The sequence below is a fragment of the Pseudomonas sp. W3I7 genome (genome assembly GCF_030816095.1).
GTDB classification, from domain to species: Bacteria; Pseudomonadota; Gammaproteobacteria; order Pseudomonadales; family Pseudomonadaceae; genus Aquipseudomonas; species Aquipseudomonas salomonii.
Map to the genome: position 1 here is coordinate 3,865,680 of NZ_JAUSXP010000001.1, position 18,267 is coordinate 3,883,946.

General features: G+C 63.1%; 15 protein-coding genes. 4 read left to right on the forward strand and 11 right to left on the reverse strand.

Annotated features, from left to right (window positions below):
* Positions 1–6: 6 nt before the first annotated feature.
* On the reverse strand, positions 7–675 hold the full coding sequence (locus tag QF043_RS17790; RefSeq protein ID WP_056857996.1) for a GntR family transcriptional regulator: 669 nt from the start codon (positions 673–675) through the stop codon (positions 7–9).
* A 434-nt stretch (positions 676–1,109) separates the two neighbouring features.
* Here QF043_RS17790 and QF043_RS17795 point away from each other — a divergent pair, with 434 nt between their 5' ends.
* A complete protein-coding gene (locus QF043_RS17795) occupies positions 1,110–2,171 on the forward strand; it encodes an aromatic ring-hydroxylating dioxygenase subunit alpha (protein WP_307419581.1) in 1,062 nt (353 codons plus the stop codon).
* A 29-nt stretch (positions 2,172–2,200) separates the two neighbouring features.
* Positions 2,201–3,151 carry a PDR/VanB family oxidoreductase gene (locus tag QF043_RS17800; RefSeq protein ID WP_307419582.1) on the forward strand — a complete coding sequence of 317 codons (951 nt, stop codon included), beginning with the start codon at positions 2,201–2,203 and terminating at the stop codon, positions 3,149–3,151.
* 6 nt (positions 3,152–3,157) lie between these two features.
* Here the strand turns inward: QF043_RS17800 and QF043_RS17805 are convergent, their stop codons facing one another.
* The 6 genes from QF043_RS17805 to QF043_RS17830 form a co-directional block, all read right to left on the reverse strand.
* A complete protein-coding gene (locus QF043_RS17805) occupies positions 3,158–3,871 on the reverse strand; it encodes a GntR family transcriptional regulator (protein ID WP_307419583.1) in 714 nt (237 codons plus the stop codon).
* 55 nt (positions 3,872–3,926) lie between these two features.
* Entirely contained in the window at positions 3,927–5,669 is a 1,743-nt protein-coding gene (locus tag QF043_RS17810; RefSeq protein WP_307419584.1) for an acyl-CoA dehydrogenase family protein, read from the reverse strand.
* A 35-nt stretch (positions 5,670–5,704) separates the two neighbouring features.
* Positions 5,705–6,940 (reverse strand): thiolase family protein, encoded by a 1,236-nt coding sequence (locus QF043_RS17815; RefSeq protein ID WP_307419585.1) that lies wholly within the window; start codon positions 6,938–6,940, stop codon positions 5,705–5,707.
* Positions 6,937–8,811, reverse strand: coding sequence for a feruloyl-CoA synthase (locus QF043_RS17820; protein WP_307419586.1), 1,875 nt, complete (start codon positions 8,809–8,811; stop codon positions 6,937–6,939). The genes QF043_RS17815 and QF043_RS17820 overlap by 4 nt, the downstream gene beginning before the upstream one ends.
* Positions 8,812–8,873: 62 nt before the next feature.
* The gene (locus QF043_RS17825; protein ID WP_307419587.1) at positions 8,874–10,322 is read right to left on the reverse strand and encodes an aldehyde dehydrogenase; all 1,449 of its coding nucleotides are present in this window, start codon (positions 10,320–10,322) and stop codon (positions 8,874–8,876) included.
* A 76-nt stretch (positions 10,323–10,398) separates the two neighbouring features.
* Entirely contained in the window at positions 10,399–11,229 is an 831-nt protein-coding gene (locus tag QF043_RS17830; protein WP_017139056.1) for a p-hydroxycinnamoyl CoA hydratase/lyase, read from the reverse strand.
* A 213-nt stretch (positions 11,230–11,442) separates the two neighbouring features.
* On the opposite strand from QF043_RS17830, the gene QF043_RS17835 reads away from it, so the two are divergent.
* The gene (locus QF043_RS17835) at positions 11,443–11,931 is read left to right on the forward strand and encodes a MarR family winged helix-turn-helix transcriptional regulator (protein WP_056858004.1); all 489 of its coding nucleotides are present in this window, start codon (positions 11,443–11,445) and stop codon (positions 11,929–11,931) included.
* A 5-nt stretch (positions 11,932–11,936) separates the two neighbouring features.
* On the opposite strand, the gene QF043_RS17840 is transcribed toward QF043_RS17835, so the two are convergent.
* Positions 11,937–13,262, reverse strand: coding sequence for an OprD family porin (locus QF043_RS17840; RefSeq protein WP_307419588.1), 1,326 nt, complete (start codon positions 13,260–13,262; stop codon positions 11,937–11,939).
* 303 nt (positions 13,263–13,565) lie between these two features.
* On the opposite strand from QF043_RS17840, the gene mhpT reads away from it, so the two are divergent.
* Positions 13,566–14,774 (forward strand): 3-(3-hydroxy-phenyl)propionate transporter MhpT, encoded by a 1,209-nt coding sequence (gene mhpT, locus QF043_RS17845; RefSeq protein WP_307419589.1) that lies wholly within the window; start codon positions 13,566–13,568, stop codon positions 14,772–14,774.
* Here the strand turns inward: mhpT and QF043_RS17850 are convergent.
* The 3 genes from QF043_RS17850 to QF043_RS17860 all read right to left on the reverse strand — a co-directional run bounded on the left by QF043_RS17850 (position 14,752) and on the right by QF043_RS17860 (position 18,096).
* Positions 14,752–15,699, reverse strand: a complete 948-nt coding sequence (locus QF043_RS17850) for a transporter (RefSeq protein ID WP_307419590.1) — start codon at positions 15,697–15,699, stop codon at positions 14,752–14,754. The two genes, mhpT and QF043_RS17850, sit on opposite strands and share 23 nt — an antisense overlap.
* Before the next feature lie 80 nt (positions 15,700–15,779).
* Positions 15,780–16,547 carry a coniferyl-alcohol dehydrogenase gene (locus QF043_RS17855; RefSeq protein WP_307419591.1) on the reverse strand — a complete coding sequence of 256 codons (768 nt, stop codon included), beginning with the start codon at positions 16,545–16,547 and terminating at the stop codon, positions 15,780–15,782.
* 73 nt (positions 16,548–16,620) lie between these two features.
* Complete coding sequence (locus tag QF043_RS17860) at positions 16,621–18,096, reverse strand: benzaldehyde dehydrogenase (RefSeq protein WP_307419592.1); 1,476 nt, start codon at positions 18,094–18,096, stop codon at positions 16,621–16,623.
* Between the last annotated feature and the right edge of the window lie 171 nt (positions 18,097–18,267).

Here is an 18,267-nt window from a genome sequence, read left to right on the forward strand (position 1 = left end):
CCTCTTTTATTTTTCCAATTGCAGAAATTGAATCAGCAGCGGCACGGTGCTTTCGATGTGTTCGCGTACCACAGCTTCGGCACCGGCGGCGTCACCGGCGCGAATCGCGTCGAGGATTACGGCGTGCTCCTGGCGTGCGCTGAGGGGTTTTTCGCTGTGCTGCAGCCACAAGCGCATGGGCGCTTCCACCAGCGAATACAACGCCGAAATCTGCTTGAGCAAGCGTGGCCGGCCGCTGAGCCCGCACAGGTATTCGTGAAAGGCACGGTGGCAACGGACCCACGCGGCGCTCTCGTCGCGGTAGTCATCCATCTCGTCCAGCAGCCGCTCCAGAGCCGCCATCTGGCGCTCACCGATACGGCTGACCGCGACGCGCACCGCCAGGCCTTCCAGTGCGCTGCGCATCTCGAATACCTCGTGCAGCTCAGCGATATCCAGGCCGCTGACGATGGCACCGCGATTGGGCCGCAGCGTCACCAGGCCCTGGGCGTCCAGGCGGCGGAATGCCTCACGCACCGGCATGCGGCTCATGCCGATCTCGCTGGCGATATCCTCGGCGATCAGGCGATCGCCCTTGCGGAAACGACCGCCGCAGATGGCGTCGAGGAGGAAGTTGTAGGCCTCCTCCTCGGCAGTGAGGGGCTGGCGGTCAACGTAAGCGGGGGCAAATTGCATTGGCAGCCTCTTTGTATTTTTGTATCCAATTATCCACGAATACAAAAAAGCATAACGCGTGCCAACACCACCCGCAGAACATTACCCATTGATTTAAATGAAGTCTTCCGTTCGGGTGGGGGAAATTGCGCAAAGCGGGTAAAAGCGATTTGCTACTAAATGACGCAGCAACTTCCCATTTCTGCGCTAGAAAGTAGCGGATGTCCGTAGAAGGGCTTGGTGACGCCTGATGATTTACACAGGGTATTTTCTGGCAGGCCTTTTTTTGCCATCAGCACACTGAACGCCTCCCGCTCAATGGATCCAATAAATTCACATCGATCGATAATCGCCCAAAATGACCTTAAACAACTGATTAATACATTGACTCACAGCAGCTCTGGAAATTTAATGGATCCATTAAACAAAAATAATTAACCAGCCAGAGAGTCGCCATGTACCCCAAAAACACTTGGTACGTCGCCTGCACACCCGATGAAATCGCCCAAAAACCACTGGGTCGGCAGATCTGCGGTGAAAAAATGGTGTTTTATCGTGGCCCGCAAGGCAGCGTCGTCGCCCTCGAGGACTTCTGCCCCCATCGCGGTGCACCGCTTTCACTGGGTTATGTCGAAAATGGCAACCTGGTTTGCGGCTATCACGGCTTGGTCATGGGGGCCGACGGTAAGACTGTCGAAATGCCCGGGCAGCGGGTGCGTGGTTTTCCGTGCAACAAGACCTTCGCCGCGGTTGAACGCTATGGCTTTATCTGGGTATGGCCCGGCGATCAGGCCCTTGCCGACCCGGCACTGATTCACCATCTGGAGTGGGCAGTGAGTGACCAGTGGGCGTACGGCGGCGGGCTGTTTGATATCCAGTGCGATTACCGCCTGATGATCGACAACCTGATGGACCTGACCCACGAAACCTACGTCCACGCTTCCAGCATCGGCCAAAAGGAAATCGATGAAGCGCCGCCCGTCACCACGGTTGAAGGCGACGAAGTCGTCACCGCCCGGCACATGGAAAACATCCTGGCTCCGCCGTTCTGGCGCATGGCCCTGCGCGGCAACAACCTCGCCGACGATGTGCCGGTGGACCGCTGGCAGATCTGTCGCTTCACCCCGCCCAGCCACGTGCTGATCGAAGTCGGCGTGGCCCACGCCGGCAAGGGCGGCTACCACGCAGCGCCCGAACACAAGGCGGCAAGCATCGTGGTCGACTTCATCACCCCGCAAACCGAGACGTCGATCTGGTATTTCTGGGGCATGGCGCGCAACTTCAACCCTCACGATGAGGCGCTGACCGCCAGCATTCGCGAAGGCCAAGGGAAGATTTTCAGCGAAGACCTGGAGATGCTCGAGCGTCAGCAGGTGAACCTGCTGGCCCACCCGCAACGCAACCTGCTCAAGCTGAATATCGATGCCGGCGGCGTGCAGTCGCGCAAAATCCTGGAGCGACTGATTGCCAAGGAACGCGCCCTCGAACCACAACTGATCACGACCACCACCGCCTGAATGGCGCGACAACTCTGCGAGGACCGAACATGATCGATGTGGTGGTGGTATCCCGTAATAACGAAGCCCAGGACATTTGCAGCTATGAACTGGCCAGGGTCGATGGCCAGCCGCTGCCCGCCTTCAGTGCCGGCGCGCACATTGACGTGCATCTGCCGGACGGACTGGTGCGCCAGTATTCGCTGTGCAATCACCCCGAGGAGCGTCATCGCTATCTGATCGGCGTACTCAACGACCCGGCTTCTCGCGGCGGCTCGCGCAGTTTGCACGAGCAGGTACACGAGGGCGCCCACCTGACGATCAGCGAACCACGCAATCTATTCCCCCTCGCCCATGAAGCACGACGCAGCCTGCTGTTCGCCGGCGGCATCGGCATCACCCCGATCCTGTGCATGGCCGAGCGCCTGGCCCATGCAGGTGCCGACTTCGACCTGCATTATTGTGCCCGCGCCAGTGAACGTGCTGCGTTTGTACAGCGGCTCAAGACGTCACCGTTTGCCGAGCGCGTGTGCCTGCATTTCGATGAGCAGCCCCACACGGCCCTCAAGACTGCCGAGGTGTTGGCTGCGCCCGCAGACGATGTGCACCTGTATGTCTGCGGCCCCGGCGGCTTCATGCAACACGTGCTAGACAGCGCGCGGGCGCAAGGCTGGCAGGAGGACTGCCTGCATCGCGAGTACTTCTCGGCGGCGCCCGTGGACAACAGCCTCGACGTGAGCTTTTCAGTGAAGCTCGGCAGCAGCGGCCAGGTCTTCACGATCCCCGCCGACAAGACCGTGGTCCAGGTCCTGGAAAGCCAGGGCATCGAGATTGCCGTGTCCTGCGAACAAGGGATCTGCGGCACCTGCCTGACCCGTGTGCTGGAAGGCATCCCGGAGCACCGCGACCTGTTCCTCACCGAGCAGGAACAGGCGCTGAACGACCAGTTCACGCCCTGCTGCTCACGCTCGAAAACCCCACTGTTGGTGCTCGACATCTGAACCGTGTCACGACGCGGGCAAAATCACCTTCATGCGCGCGTCGGCGGTGGCTGAGCTGAAGATCTCGGCATAACGCAACGTGGCGTTGGCGTGTTCGCGCATGATGGCTTCGGCGCGCGCGCCCTGGCGATTGACCAGGGCATCGAACACCGAGTGATGCTGCATGTGGGCATAGTTGAAGCGCCGATATTCACGAGCCATGTCCTCACGATCCACCGCCAGCGCGGTCACCGATGCGAAGGGCAGGTGATCATTGCGTGCCAGCGCATCCGTGATCGCCGGGTTGTGGCTGCCCTCCACAATGACCTGGTGAAAGCGCATGTTCAGGTCGTGGTAAACCTCAAGGTCATCTTCGGTCACGTAGCCTTTGTCGAACAGCTGGTCGCCTTCCACCAGGCAGCGCTCCAGCTCCGCACGCGCCGCGTCGCAAAGACCATGCTCGGCGGCTTGCCGCGCAGCCAGGCCTTCCAGCACACCGCGCACTTCGACGGCGCCGGCAATGTCACTGGGGCTGACCGACCGCACCTGATAGCCGCGCCCGCCAAACGGCACCAGCAGCCCTTCCTGCTCAAGGGTACGAAACGCCATGCGCACGGGCATGCGCGACACACCAAAGCGTTGCGCCGTAGGGGTTTCCATCAGGCGCTCCCCCGCCACCAACTCACCGTTGGCAATCATCTTGCGCAGTGCAACCAGCACCAATTGACCGGGCTTACTCATCCAGGCAACTTCCAGAACACGTGGCCTGCCATAGTACCGCAAGCATCCGATCCCGTCAGACGAACGCCAGTGCGGCGCGCGCCGCCTCTATGGCACCCAGGTGTTGCGCCAGCCGCGACGGCAGGTAATCGAAAAAGAACCCGGCGCTTTGCAGCTTGGCGGCACGCAATGGGTCATCTTCGGGCAATGCCCTGGAGACCCGCGCAGCCCGCGCCCAGGCAAAGGCCAGCAACGCCACGCCACAGAGCTGGAGGAAATCCGGCGCGGCCCGATAGGGGTATTCACTGTCTTCCTGTGCGCGTTCACGCACGGTGCTCACCACACTGGCCAGCGCGTCGAACAGGCCGCCCAATGCGCGGGAGAACCCTGCGCACTCGACAGACTGCACGCCCTGCCCGGCCTCGGCACGCAACTCGGCCAGCAGCAGGCCAAAGGCTTGACCTTCATCCCCGAGCACTTTGCGCAGCAACAGGTCATTGGCCTGGATCTCGTTACTGCCCTCGTAGATCATCGCGATGCGACTGTCCCGCAGGGTTTGCTCGATGGCGAACTCGGTGACATAGCCGTAACCGCCAAATACCTGCAACGCATTGCTGGCCTGACGAAAGCCCTGTTCGGTAAAAAACGCCTTGATGATGGGCGTCAGCAAAGGCGCCAACCGGGCAGCCGAGGCGTCCTGGCCATGCTCGGCCTGATCCAGCAGGTGCGCCGCCCAATAGCCGATGGCACGCATACCCTCGCTGGTGGTGCGCAGCTCCAGCAACACGCGGCGCATGGCCGGGTGATAACGGATCGGGTCAGCGGCCTGGGCCGTCACGTCTTTGGGCCTTGACGGTGCACGCATCTGCACACGCTCGGCAGCGTACTGCCGGGCATTCTGCCAAGCCGCCTCGACATGCCCCAGGCCTTGCAGGCCGACATGCAGGCGCGCCGAATTCATCATCACGAACATCGCCGCCAGGCCCTGATTGGCATCACCGATCAGCCAGCCTTGGGCGGCGTTGAATACCAGGGAGCAGGTGGCGCTGCCCTTGATGCCCATCTTGTGTTCGATACCGTCGCAATGCACACCATTGGCCCGGCCATCGTCCAGCTGCCTGGGGACCAGGAACAGTGAAATGCCGCGACTGCCCGGCGGCGCATCGGGCAGGCGCGCCAGCACCAGGTGCAGAATATTGGCCGTGAGGTCGTGCTCACCGCCGGAGATAAACAGCTTGCTGCCGCTCAAGCGATAGCTGCCATCCGCCTGGGGTTCAGCGCGACAGCGCAGCAAACCGACATCGCTGCCGGCCTGGGACTCGGTCAGGCACATGGTGGGCAACGCCTGGCCACTGACAATCTCCGGCAGGTAGCGTGCCTGCAGCCAAGGCGCGGCGTGAGTCTTGAGGCACAGGTAGGCGCCGTGGGCGATCCCGGTGTACATGGCCCAGGCATGGTTGCTGGCGTAGAGCATCTCTTGCAGCGCCGCGTCGAGCAGTTGCGGCAGGCCCTGCCCGCCCTGCTCTTCGGCGCACGCCAGCGCCGGCCAACCACCCTCGACGTAAGCACGATAGGCCTCGACGAAGCCGTCCGGGGTGCTGACCTGGCCCGCCTGCCAGCGGCAGCCCTGGCGATCACCGTGGCTGTTCAACGGCGCCAGCACGCCCTGGCTGAAGCGTGCCGCCTCCTCCAATACTTGTAATGCCAGCGGCAGGTCGAGGGCCTCGAACGCCGGGTTGCGCCGCCAGCTGTCGGGCGCCTGCAACCAGTGCTCGAGGATAAATTGCATATCGCGCAGGGGCGCCTCATAGCTCCACATCGGGACACCTCATCGACTAAAAAAGAATCACGCACTCAAGCGCGAAAAGCAGGGTTCTCGATCAGCAGCGCCATGCCCTGCCCGCCGCCCACACACGCCGCGGCAATCCCGTAGCGCAGGTTGTGCTGACGCAGTTGCCGGGCCAGGGACATGACCAGGCGCAGGCCTGTGGCAGCCAGTGGATGCCCGAGTGCCAGCGAGCCGCCCTGGACGTTGAGGCGGGTGCTGTCCAGCTCAAGTTCATGGGCCACCGCCAGCACTTGGGCGGCCTGGGCTTCGTTGATCTCGAAGCGGCCGATGTCATCCAGATTCAACCCGCGGCGTTGCAGCAGCAGACGAATCGCCGGCGCCGGGCCGATGCCCATGAACTCGGGGGCCACGCCGACCACCGCGCTGGCCAGCAACCGCGCCAGGGCCGGACGCGTGCAGGCCGAGGCGCGGCCCACCAACGCCGCCGCCGCGCCATCCACCACGGCACAACTGTTGCCGGCGGTTTGCACGCCGCCGGGATGCACAGCGCGCAAGCGTGTCAGGCTCTCAAGGTCGGTGGGCCGTGGGTGGCTGTCCTCGCTGACGGCAGCGGTCCGAGGCGCCAGGCTGATGCCTCTGGGCTGGTATCCCTCAAGCTCGAATACCTGGTTATCGACCGCCACCACCTCGTCAACCCAAGCGCCGTCACGCTGCGCCTGCAACGCTCGCTGGTGGCTGGCGCAGGCGTAGCGGTCCACCGCCTCGCGGCCCAGGCCATAACGGCGCGCCAGGTTGTCGGCCGTGGCGATCATGTCCAGGCCCGGGGCCGGGTCGTACAGGGCTTCCCACAGAAAATCCTTGAACTGGACCTCGCCGCCAAGACGAAACCCGCCCCTGTGGGTGTAAGCCGCGATGGGGTTGCGCGACATGGATTCACTGGCCACACACAAGGCCAGTTGCACGCCGTCCCGCAGTTGCCCGGCAGCCTGGCGCAACAGTTCGAAACCGGTGGCGCAGATGCGCTGCACCCCCAGTGCCGGGACCGCTTGCGCCACCCCGCTGTACAAGCCGATATGCCGTGGCAGCAAGTAGGCATCGAAACTGGCCTGGGCCATGGAGCCGGCCAGAACGCTGTCCACCGCCTGCGGTTCAATATCGGCCCGGGCCATGACCTCACGGCCAACCTTGATCCCCAGGTCGATGGGTGAGACCTGAGACAGTGCTCCACCCAGGTCAATCCAGGGGGTGCGCACGGCCTCGAAAATCGCCACATCGGCAAATGCCGAATACTGCCCGTTCAAGGTTTCGGCTCGGCGCGCAGGATCGTCGCCTCTTCGCCGCGATACAACGCCTCGACCTTGGCCGCGCGCCATTGCAGCACGGCGCGCTGGTTGATCGAACCTTTGTCGGTGATTTCCCCACGGTCGATGGACGCCGGCTCGTCGAGCAAGGCAATCCATTCCAGGCGACTGGCATTGCCGGTGGCCTCGCGATTGAGGCGTTGCAACCAGTCGCCGAACCACTGGCGCACCGGCGCGCTGCCGAGCACGTCGGCGTCGCTGGCGGCGGCGTCCAGGCCCGCCAGCCGACGGCATTCGTAGAGCCTGGGGAACACCAGTGCTCCGAGGCACTCGCGATCGGGCGCGGCAATCACCAGGTCCTGCACATAGGGCGAGCCGTCGAGCACCGCGCGATTGCGCAACGGACCCACGCTGACAAACACACCGGAAGAGAGCTTGAAATCCTCGGCAATTCGCCCATCGAACATCAGGCCCAGTTGCGGCTGCTGAGGGTCGGCGAGCTTGATCGCGTCTCCTGAACAGTAAAACCCGTGTTCATCGAAGACCTCGGCGGTTTGCTGGGGCGCCCGCCAGTACCCCGGCATGATATGCGGCCCGCGAAAGCGCCCTTCGAACTTGCCGTCCACCGGCACCAGGCGCACCTCGCAGCCCGGCGCGGGCAAACCGATATAGCCGGCCATGGACAACGGCCCGGTGGTGAAGGTGCAGGACGGCGCGGCTTCGGTCATGCCCAGCCCGGCCATCATGCGGATGCGTTCACCGCAGTGCTGTTCGGCCACGCGGTCGAGGCGATCCCAGATACTTTGGGACAGGCCGGCGGCAGCGAAGAAGAACAGTTTCATCCGCGCAAAAAAACGCTCACGCAACTCGGCGTCCTGTTCCAGGGCGTTGACCAGCTCTTCCCAGCCCTTGGGCACCGTCAGGTAAGCCGTGGGCGAAATCTCCTTGAGGTTGCGCAAGGTCTGGGCAAAACCCTGGACCGTGGGCTTGCCGTCGTCCAGATAAAAGGTGCCACCGTTGTAGAGCACGATGCCGACGTTGTGGCTGCCGCCAAAGGTGTGATTCCACGGCAGCCAGTCCACCAGCACCGGCGGTTCCTCACCGAACACCGGAAACGTCTGCAACAGCATCTGCTGGTTGGCGCAGAGCATGCGCTGGGTGGTGATCACGGCCTTGGGCAATTTGGTCGAGCCCGAGGTGAAGAGAAACTTGGCGATGCTGTCGGGACCGGTGGCCTGGAACGCCGCGTCGGCCTCGGCGCTGCCCGGCGTTTGCAGCAGGCTGGCGAAGCTTATCTGGCTGCGCCCGGGGACGTGGCCGCGCACGCAGATTAACGGGGTCTCGGCCGGCAAGACGGCGTCGATGGCGCGCTGGTACAGCGCCGCATCGCTGACAAACACCAAGCCCGGTTGCAGCAGGTCGCACACATGCCGCAGCTTGGCGAAATCCTGGGACAACAACGCGTACGCCGGCGAGACCGGGCAGTACGGAATACCGGCGTACATGGCGCCGAGGGCGACCTGCAAATGCTCGATGTCGTTGCCCGACAGCAAGGCCAGCGGCTTGTCCGCCGACAGCCCGTAGCTGAGCAGGCCCTGGGCAATTGCGCGCACGCTGTCGAGCATCTCGCGGTAGCTGACACGGCGCCAATCCCCACCGGCCTGGCGTGCCGCGATAAACGTCTGCTCGGGCCGTACCCGAGCCCAATGCACCAGGCGATCGAGCAGGCGCGCCGGCAACTCGGCCAGGGGTTCCAGGGAGCGCATGTGCAACACGCCGTGTTCTTCAGTGACCGCCACTGGTGCGTGGCCGATGGAGACTTCGCGGTATCTCGGTGCGGGCTGGGGTTGCGGTCGGAATTCGGAACTCACAAGGGTGTCCTCCAGCAAGGCGGATCACAGCCGCCTTGTTATTGTTATGTCGCAGCAACTGCTCAGATCGGGTAATGCCGTGGCCCGTTCTGCAAGGTCACCCAGCGCAATTGCGTGAAGTGCTCAATGGACGCCTTGCCACCAAAGCTGCCGTACCCACTGGACTTGACCCCACCAAACGGCATCTGCGCCTCGTCATGCACGGTCGGGCCGTTGATATGGCAAATACCCGACTCGACCCGCTGCGCCAGTGCCAGCGCGCGCCCGGTGTCGCGACTGAAGATCGCCGCCGACAGGCCGAACTCGGAATCGTTGGCCAGCCGCAACAAGGCTTCATCACCCTCACCACGCAGCAGGACGGCCACCGGGCCGAAGGACTCTTCGCGGTACAGGCGCATGTGTTCGGTGACGCCATCGATCAGGGTCGGCTGCAGGATGCTGCCCTCCAGCTGGCCGCCTACCACCAGCCGCGCGCCCTTGGCCAGGGCATCGTCGATCAGGGCCTTGATGCGTGTGCCGGCGCTGGCGTCCACCAGGGAACCGAGTACCGAATCCGCCGCAGCGGGGTCACCCGCACGCAGGGTCGCGACCTTGGCCGCCAGCTTGGCGGTGAACGCATCGGCGACTTTCGCATCGACGATCAGGCGTTCGGTGGACATGCAAATCTGGCCCTGGTTGAAATAGGCGCCAAAGGCCGCCGCCGCCACAGCCGCGTCAAGATCGGCATCGTCGAGCACCAGCAACGGCGCCTTGCCGCCCAACTCCAGCAACGCCGGCTTGAGGTAGCGGGCCGAGAGCTCGCCGACAATCCGCCCGACATGGGTCGAGCCGGTGAAATTGACCCGGCGCACGGCCGGGTTGGCGATCAGCCGCTCGACAATCGCGGCAGCATCGGCCGGGGCATTGCTGATGACGTTGACCACGCCATCGCCCAGGCCGGCGTCCTGTAACACCTGGCCGATCAGGCGGTGCACTGCCGGGCTCAGCTCCGAGGCCTTGAGCACCACGGTGTTACCGCAGGCCAGCGGCATGGCGATGGCGCGTGTGGCGAGGATGACCGGGGCATTCCATGGCGCGATACCCAGCACCACACCGCAAGGCTGACGCAAGGCCATGGCGAAACTGCCGGGGACATCGGAAGGGATCACCTCCCCCGTAATCTGGGTGGTCATCGACGCCGCTTCGCGCAGCATATTGGCCGCCAGACGCACGTTGAAGCCATACCAGTTGGGCATGGCGCCAGTCTCGCCGGCGGCGGCGATAAATTCGCTGCTGCGCGCCTGCAATTGCTCGGCAGCGTTGAGCAAGCGGGTGCGGCGTTCGTTGGGCGCCAGCGCCGCCCACGCGGGGAACGCGGCATGGGCGGCGGCGACCGCGGCGTCGGCATCTTCCAGGGTCGCCGCAGCCACCCGCGAGACCACTTCACCGGTCACCGGGTTGCGACGTTCGAAGGTTCGACCGTCACGGGCGGGGCACGACTGGCCGCCGATCAACAGGGGCACGTCCAGCATGGTGATTCCTCTTTATTGTCTTTATCGGGAATACGTTCAAGCAGGGTACAACGGCGCGGCCAGGTGGCCGCGCCCTTCAGCGTTTATAGGCCTGCAGGCCAGGCTTGATGCTCTTGTCGTCGAGGAACTGTTTCATGCCCTGCTCGCGACCGCCTTCGGTGTCGAGCAGGCGCGACTGGTCGAGCTTGGCGTAGAGGTAATCCTCATTCTGCTCCCAGGTCAGTTCGCGGCAGCGCTTGAAGCCATGCTTGGCCGCACGCAGCACCACCGGGTTTTTCTCCAGCAGGTTGCGCGCCAGTTCGATGGTCACTTCGCGCAGTTGAGCCAGGGGCACGCTTTCGTTGACCAGGCCCATTTGCGCGGCTTTCTGCCCGCCAAAGGTCTTGCCGGTCATGATGTAGTACAGCGATTGACGATGGCCCACGGTGTCGGCCATGGCCTTGCTCACCAGGTTGCCCGGCGGGATGCCCCAATTGATTTCCGAGAGGCCGAAGGTCGCTTCGTCGGCGCAGATCGCCAGGTCGCACGCCACCAGCGGGCTGAAGCCACCGCCGAAGCACCAGCCATTGACCATGGCGATGGTCGGCTTGGCGTACATGCGCAGCAGTTTCCATTGCCATTGCGAGGCTTCGCGGCGGATTTTTTCCTGGAGGATTTCCGGGCCGGCATCCACTTCACGGAAGTACTCCTTGAGGTCCATGCCCGCCGTCCAGGCTTCGCCCGCACCGGTGAGGACCAGCACGCCGGCGGCAGGGTCCTGCTCGAGGGTTTCCAGGACGTCGATCATTTCCCGGTTCAGGGTGGGGCTCATGGCGTTGCGTTTTTCCGGACGATTGAGAATGACCCAGGCGATGCCTTCTTCGATCTCAACCTTGACTGTGGTCCAACGGCCTTCGTAATTGCTCATGGCGATATGCTCTTGTTCTGGGTGTGAAGATGATTCGAAATTAAACCGCAAATATAGTTATGTCAATTAACTATTAATCTGAATAACCAATATTTTCTCTGCTTAAAACCCACGCGTTGCAGGTGCTGTGAAAACCCGGCATAGCCATAGCGCGCCAACACCGGCAAACTAGATAGCCTTATTAACCTGCACCTTTTGAGGATTGCACTGCCAATGGCCAAGCCTTCCAACATCGCCACCGCCAGCCAGGCCCTGCCCGACAACGACGAGGTACGGCCGCCGCTGGATTCAGCCCTGGACGATCTGATCGGTTACGCCATGCGTCGCGCCCAGCTCAAGCTGTTCCAGAACCTGATCGGCCGGTTGTCGGACCACGACCTGCGCCCGGCGCAGTTCTCGGCCCTGGCGATCATCGAGCAGAACCCCGGGCTGATGCAGGCCGACCTGGCACGCGCCCTGGCCATCGAGCCGCCCCAGGTGGTGCCGTTGTTGAACAAGCTGGAAAGCCGCGCTCTGGCCGTGCGGGTACGCTGCAAACCGGACAAGCGCTCCTACGGGATCTTCCTCAGCAAGAGCGGCGAAACCCTGCTCAAGGAACTCAAGGCGATCGCCGCCCAGAGTGACCTCGACGCCACGGCCGCGCTCGACGGCCAGGAGCGTGAAGAGCTGCTGCGCTTGCTGAAGAAGGTCTACCAGGACTGATCGGCCTACCAGAGCGCCACGGTGTAGAGCACCAGGAAACGGGTCTGGTTTTCATCGCGAAACGCCGCGCCGCCGGGGAAGTCATTGCGGTAGATCGACTTGCGCGCCATGAACCCGACGTTCTTCAGCGGGCCGCTCTGAATCACATACCCCAGTTCCATCTGGAACTCGCGCTCCTTGCGATCCTCGGCGTTCAACGCGGCCAGTTCGATGTGGTCGCCACGCACATAGCGCAGCCGAGTCTTCAGCCCCGGCACACCCGATGCTGCGAAGTCATAGTCGTAGATGGCTTGCCAGGTGCGCTCCTTGGCGTTGAGAAAGTCCGAGCTCATGGTCAGTTCGCTCATGCCCATCAACTCCGTTCCCGAGATATAGGGCGTGGCCGTCTCCCCGCTTGAGTGCATGTAGCCAAGGCTGACGCGATGGCCGCCCAGGCGATAGCCAAACAACGCCGAGAGGTTGCGGTTATCCACCCTGCCTGCCTTGGCACTGCCATCCTCACGGCTGAAAAAACTGCGCAGGTCGCTGGTGAGCACGCCATCACCCACCGGCAAGTTGTGCAGCAGCGCCAGAGTGTCCTGCTGGTAGAGGTCCGCGATCTGCGAGTGATAGACCCGCAGGCTGAGGTCTTTGTTGACCTGGTAATCACCGCCGACATAAGCCAGGTGCGAGGTGGTGGCGGTGGCGTTGAAGCGCCGGTTGGGTGAGGCGATGGTCATGGCCTGGTAGTCGGTGGAGTCGCGTTTGTTGATGCGGTCGATATAGCCCGTGTTGAGGGTCAGGCCATCGATGTCCTTGGAGCTCAACGTGGTGCCGCGAAACGTTTGCGGCAGCAGCCGCGACGGACTGGCAAAGGCAAACGGCAGGAAGATCGACACATCGCCGGCCTTGACCGTGGTTTGGGCGAACCGCAGTTTGGCGGTGGGGGCCAGGCGCGAGTACTCGTCGGCGGCGCGCTTGTCGCTGGCCGACACCGGCAACAACTCGGTACCGCTGCGGTCCGGCGAAGAGTCGAGCTTGACCCCCATCAACCCGCGTACATCCAGGCCAAAACCCACCGGGCCAGGGGTGTAACCCGATTCCAGGTTGAGGATGAACGCCTGGGCCCATTCCCGTGCGGCGGTCTTCGCACCGTCGTCCTTGTAGTCACGGTCCAGGTAATAATTGCGCAAGGTCAGGGTGCCGTGGCTGTCGTCGATAAAGCCTGCAGCCCACAGCGAACCGGGCAGCACGCTCAAGGCCAGCAATGCCATCAGCCGGCGTGGAGTGTTGTTCGACACACAGGAGACGGACGCCACGGCAACGGCATCCTCCAAAGGGAGTTCTGGCATGTTCGATGTCCATTTTTGTTGTTGTTATTGGGTTGGCACACGCTCGGCCCTGTCAGCCTCGCGAGCCAAGAATGGAAACAGCCGACGGTACTCGTCAACCGTAACTGACCGATAATCGAACATTAATAAAGCTATCTATTTTTCAGCCATGAACAAACAAGTATCTCAATCAATTGAATTTAATGGATTTATTCTGTTTTTTTACTGATCTTATTCCGCGATTCATTTTTTAGTTATATTTGTTATCTTAATCCTCAGCAGCCACTCAAGCTTGCCACCACAACAAAAACAATGAGGTTTGCCATGGACAGTCCATCGCGTCGTTCGACGCTGACTATTGCGTTGTGCTTTATCGTTGCGCTGATCGAAGGGTTCGATCTGCAAGCCGCCGGCACCGCCGCCGCCGGGTTACGTCAGACCTTCGCCCTGGATCCGAAGATGCTCGGCTGGGTGTTCAGCGTCGGCATCATCGGCCTGCTGCCGGGGGCGTTCTTCGGTGGCTGGGTTGCCGACCGGATCGGGCGCAAGAAAATCCTGGTGAGCGCCGTGCTGCTGTTCGGGTTGTTTTCCCTGAGCACCGCATTTGTCGAGAGCTACTCAAGCTTGTTGCTGGTGCGTTTTCTCACCGGCCTGGGCCTGGGCGCCGCGTTACCCAACCTGATCGCCCTGTGCGCCGAAGCGGTGAGCGAACGCAACCGTGGCACGGCCATCAGCGTGATGTACTGCGGGGTGCCGCTGGGGGGAGCATTGGCCGCGCTGGTGGCGATGTTTTCCAGTGAGCACTGGCAGACCACGTTTATTATCGGCGGCCTGGCGCCCTTGCTGGCCGTGCCGTTGATGATCCTGCTGCTGCCTGAATCCAGTGCCTTTCGCCAACAGCTCGACACCACCCACGGCGCCCGCCCCTCCACCGGCCAGGCGCTGTTCGGCGAAGGTCGCGCACATACCACGCTGGCCTTGTGGCTCAGCTACTTTTTCACCTTGACCGTGATGTACATGCTGCTTAACTGGCTGCCGTCGCTGTTGCTGGAACAGGGTTTCAGCAAACCCCAGGCGGGCATGGTGCAGATGCTCTTCAATATCGGCGGCGCTCTGGGTTCACTGCTCGGCGGCGTGCTGCTGGACCGTTGCAATGCCGTCAAAGTGGTGCTGTCGGTGTATGCCGGATTGCTGGCGGCGTTGGCCGGGGTCGGGTTGTCGGTGGGCATCGTGCCCATGGCCATCGCCGGTTTTGCCGCCGGCTTGTTCGTGATGGCTGCGCAGTTGGTTCTGTACGCCTCGGCACCGCCCGCGTATCCCACCTCGGTGCGTGCCACCGGCGTCGGTGCTGCCGTGGCCGTGGGCCGCCTGGGTTCGGTGGCCGGGCCGCTGGCGGCGGGGCAACTCCTCGCAGCCGGCGCCGGCACCGCGGGGGTACTGCTGGCGACGTCCCCCGGGGTGGTGATTGCCGCACTGACCATCATCAGCGTGATGGTGCGTACGGCGCCCACTAGAACTTATGCAGCCAATTGAGCACCAGTTTGTCGCCCTCGGTACGGTTCTGCGCCTGCTGTTCGAAGTAGGCGTTCACCGATAGCACCTCTTCCTTGCTGAACGCATAGATTAGGCCTGGGCCAATGGCCCAGACCTTTTCCCGGCGCCCGCTCACGGCGTGCCCGTCAACCTGGGTGTCGGTGATCTGCTTCAACCAATAGCCGTTGCCCCCCACGCTCAGTTGCTGGCTCAAGGCATATTGCAGCGTCAGGTTGGCATGCAATGCCTGGCCGGCCTGGGTATCGGAAACATCCCCGAAGCCTGCCTGCGGATCATCATTCTTGCCATTCCACAGGTACATGAAACGCCCGCTCGCCGACCATTTCGGGCTCAACCAGTACGTCGCCGCGTAATACGGGTTGAATGACCAGAAGTTGCTGCCGGGGTTGATCGAGCGCTTGCGGTCATAGGTCCCTACCGGGATCGAGACATCAGCCTCCACACGCTGGGTCAACAGCGGGCTGCCATCGGCGCGGTTCAGGGTTGGCAGTTGCAGGAAGGCACCGACCGTCAGGTCACCGAAGCCGGCACGGGAGCTCAGCGCCGCATTGTTCAGCCCATCGTCGACATTCACATGGGCCAGGGAGGTGTTGATCAAGGTGAAGCCGGGCATCGCGCCATTGGCCAGGGGTTGGCCGACGTAGATGATCTGTGTGGTGGGCGCCACCACTTCCAGGTCCTGCCTGGGCAGCGCCAGCTTGTTGCCGTGGGCATCATTGAAACGGCTGGAACGGGAGTACGTCAGGTACTCCTCCAGGTACCAGCCGGGGCCGGCCGGCGCTGGTGAGCCGTCGTAGAAACTGGTGGTGCCGAGGTTGAGTCCGGGCAGGTCGTAAGCATGTGCAGTCGATGTCAGTGCGACAAATGTCGTGGCCGCAACCGTCCGCAAGATAGGCTTGAGCATCTTGTATGTCCTGTATTTTTGTTGTTGTTCAAGACTCCCGGCACGAGGGGCCGCACCGGGATTTATCGCGGTGGCAGGCCCTACACGTAGGTGGCGGCCAACCCGCCATCCACCGGCAGATTGACCCCGTTGACCCAGCGCGCAGCATCCGAGCAGAGGAAGGCAATCACCGCCGCCACCTCATCGGCCATGGCTGGACGGGTCATGCGCTGGCTGTCCTCGGCCACCCGCTGCGGCCCGAGCATGCTGACGAAGTCGCCAAGAATGGGAGTAAACACCGGCCCTGGCGCCACGCAGTTGATACGCACCGATTGATCGCGAAACCAGCCCTGGGACTGTTGGAAGCTCCACACGATCAGCGCCTCCTTGAAGTATTGATAACAGCTGGCCTGCTCCACCGGATTGGCCGCCAGCCACTGCTGCCCGGCCTCGAAGCTGGGTGTCGCGGCCAGCGCCTTGTGCAGCTCCAGCCGTTGCGGCCATTGCGCGCCAAGCACCGAGGCGACATTGACGATGCTGCCGCCCGCCGGCATGCGTGGCAGCAGCGCTTGCGTCAGGTGCCGCAGCCCCAGGTAATTGACCGTGGCCACCGCTTGCACGGGCGCCGTACCGGGCACCCCGGCGATGTTGCACAGCCCGTGAACCCGCGCGGGCAGGCGCGCCACCAGCGCATCAATGCTGACAGGGTCACCCAGGTCAGCCTGGAAGAAGCCATCCAGGGTCAGCTGCGGTTCATGGCGATCCACACCGATTACCGTGGCCCCCTGGAAACGCGCGAGCCGCGCCAGTTCGGCGCCAATGCCGGAAGCGACACCGGTGACAATCAGGGTTTTGTTGTGCAGGTTCATGTTCAAGCCCTCTTATTTTTGTATAGGCATGGGTGTATCAAGGCGATGAGCCAGGGCTCAGAACGGCCGCGGCTCAGAATGGATAGACAGGCGGAGTATTTTTCACCGTGACCCACTGCCACTGGCTGTACTCGTCCCAGTCGGCCGGCCCGCCGACGCTGCCGCCGTTGCCGGAGGCACCGCGCCCGCCGAACGGGTTGATGCATTCGTCGGCCACGGTCTGGTCGTTGATGTGCAGCAGGCCGCAGTCCAGCCGCTCACCGATGGCCATGGCGCGCCCGACCGACGGTGAGATGATGGCGGCCGAAAGGCCGTACTCCGTGCGGTTGGCCAGTTCGATCGCTTCCTCGTCGCTGGAGAAACTGACCACCGTGGCCACCGGGCCGAACAGTTCTTCCTCAAAGGCGCGCATGCCCGGACGTACGCCACTGAGCACGGTGGGCTGGTAGAACAACCGGTCATAGTTGCCGCCCGCCTCCAGCCGTGCGCCGGCCTGCAGGCTGTCAGTGACGATCTCGTGCACGCGCTGCAGTTGCCGTTGGTTGATCAACGGGCCGAGCGCCGCTTCACCCTTGGCGGCGTTGCCCACAGTGAGCGCCCGGGCCTTGTCCACCAGCTTGCGGGTGAGGCTTTCGGCGATGGATTGATGCACGAGAATCAGCCCGGTCGCCATGCAGATTTGCCCCTGATGCAACCAGGCGCCCCAGGCTGCATTGCTCGCGGCCAGGTCGAGGTCGGCGTCTTCGAGAATGATCAGCGGGTTTTTCCCGCCCAGCTCCAGTGCAACCTTTTTCAGGTGTCGACCGGCCACTTCAGCGACTTTGCGCCCCGCCGCCGTGGACCCGGTGAACGCAATCATCCGCACATTCGGATCGCGGCACAGCGCTTCCCCCGCCGGTGCCGCGCCGGGCAACACCTGCAGCAGGCCCTTGGGCAAGCCCGCCTCTTCGAACAGCCGGGCAATGAGAAAGCCCCCGCTGACCGGGGTCTGTGGGTCGGGTTTGAGCACCACTGCATTGCCCGCCGCCAGCGCCGGGGCCACTGAACGCAGTGACAGCACCAGCGGGAAGTTGAACGGTGAAATCACCCCGACCACGCCGTGGGGCTGGCGCCGTGCATAGGACAGTCGGCCTGCTGCACTGGGCAGCACCACCCCGTGAGGTTGGGACAACAGCCCCGCCGCCTGATGCAGCAGCACAATCGCTTCACGCACTTCGTGCTCGCCCTTGAACAATGCGCCCCCGGTTTCCCGGGCGACGTACAGCGCCAGCTCGGCGAAGGACCGCTGGGCCAGGTCCGCCGCTGTGCGAAATACCTCGGCGCGCTCCCGTGGGCCCAACGCAGCCCAGGCCGGCTGCGCCAGGGCCGCGCTGCGGCAGGCGATGGCGATGTCGGCCGCGTTGGCCATGGCGCAGCGCATCAGAGGTTCGCCGGTGGCGGGTTCAATCACGTCAATCACAGATCCCGACACGGGAATCCAATCGCCGTTGAACAAGCATTCGGACGCGATGGCCCGCTGTAGAAAGGGGGTGGTTTCAGACACTGGCATTGGCAACTCCGGTTCTTGTCATTGTCATGGTCTGCACTGGGTGCAAACGCCGCATCCAGTCTTGAGCAAAGGCTGTGCCGCTTGCACGCAACGGCGCGTACATAAACCGGCGAGGGCTCTGGGTCGAGGCCTGCCACGCAGCGTTCACCCGCCTGGGGCGTTCACCCGCAA

Coding starts and splice junctions, on each gene's coding strand:
- QF043_RS17855 (WP_307419591.1), bottom strand. CDS start 16,547: ATGAACCTGCACAACAAAACCCTGATTGTCACCGGTGTCGCTTCCGGC.
- QF043_RS17810 (WP_307419584.1), bottom strand. CDS start 5,669: ATGTGGAGCTATGAGGCGCCCCTGCGCGATATGCAATTTATCCTCGAG.
- QF043_RS17830 (WP_017139056.1), bottom strand. CDS start 11,229: ATGAGCAATTACGAAGGCCGTTGGACCACAGTCAAGGTTGAGATCGAA.
- QF043_RS17850 (WP_307419590.1), bottom strand. CDS start 15,699: ATGCTCAAGCCTATCTTGCGGACGGTTGCGGCCACGACATTTGTCGCA.
- QF043_RS17860 (WP_307419592.1), bottom strand. CDS start 18,096: ATGCCAGTGTCTGAAACCACCCCCTTTCTACAGCGGGCCATCGCGTCC.
- mhpT (WP_307419589.1), top strand. CDS start 13,566: ATGGACAGTCCATCGCGTCGTTCGACGCTGACTATTGCGTTGTGCTTT.
- QF043_RS17835 (WP_056858004.1), top strand. CDS start 11,443: ATGGCCAAGCCTTCCAACATCGCCACCGCCAGCCAGGCCCTGCCCGAC.
- QF043_RS17805 (WP_307419583.1), bottom strand. CDS start 3,871: ATGAGTAAGCCCGGTCAATTGGTGCTGGTTGCACTGCGCAAGATGATT.
- QF043_RS17840 (WP_307419588.1), bottom strand. CDS start 13,262: ATGCCAGAACTCCCTTTGGAGGATGCCGTTGCCGTGGCGTCCGTCTCC.
- QF043_RS17800 (WP_307419582.1), top strand. CDS start 2,201: ATGATCGATGTGGTGGTGGTATCCCGTAATAACGAAGCCCAGGACATT.
- QF043_RS17825 (WP_307419587.1), bottom strand. CDS start 10,322: ATGCTGGACGTGCCCCTGTTGATCGGCGGCCAGTCGTGCCCCGCCCGT.
- QF043_RS17795 (WP_307419581.1), top strand. CDS start 1,110: ATGTACCCCAAAAACACTTGGTACGTCGCCTGCACACCCGATGAAATC.
- QF043_RS17790 (WP_056857996.1), bottom strand. CDS start 675: ATGCAATTTGCCCCCGCTTACGTTGACCGCCAGCCCCTCACTGCCGAG.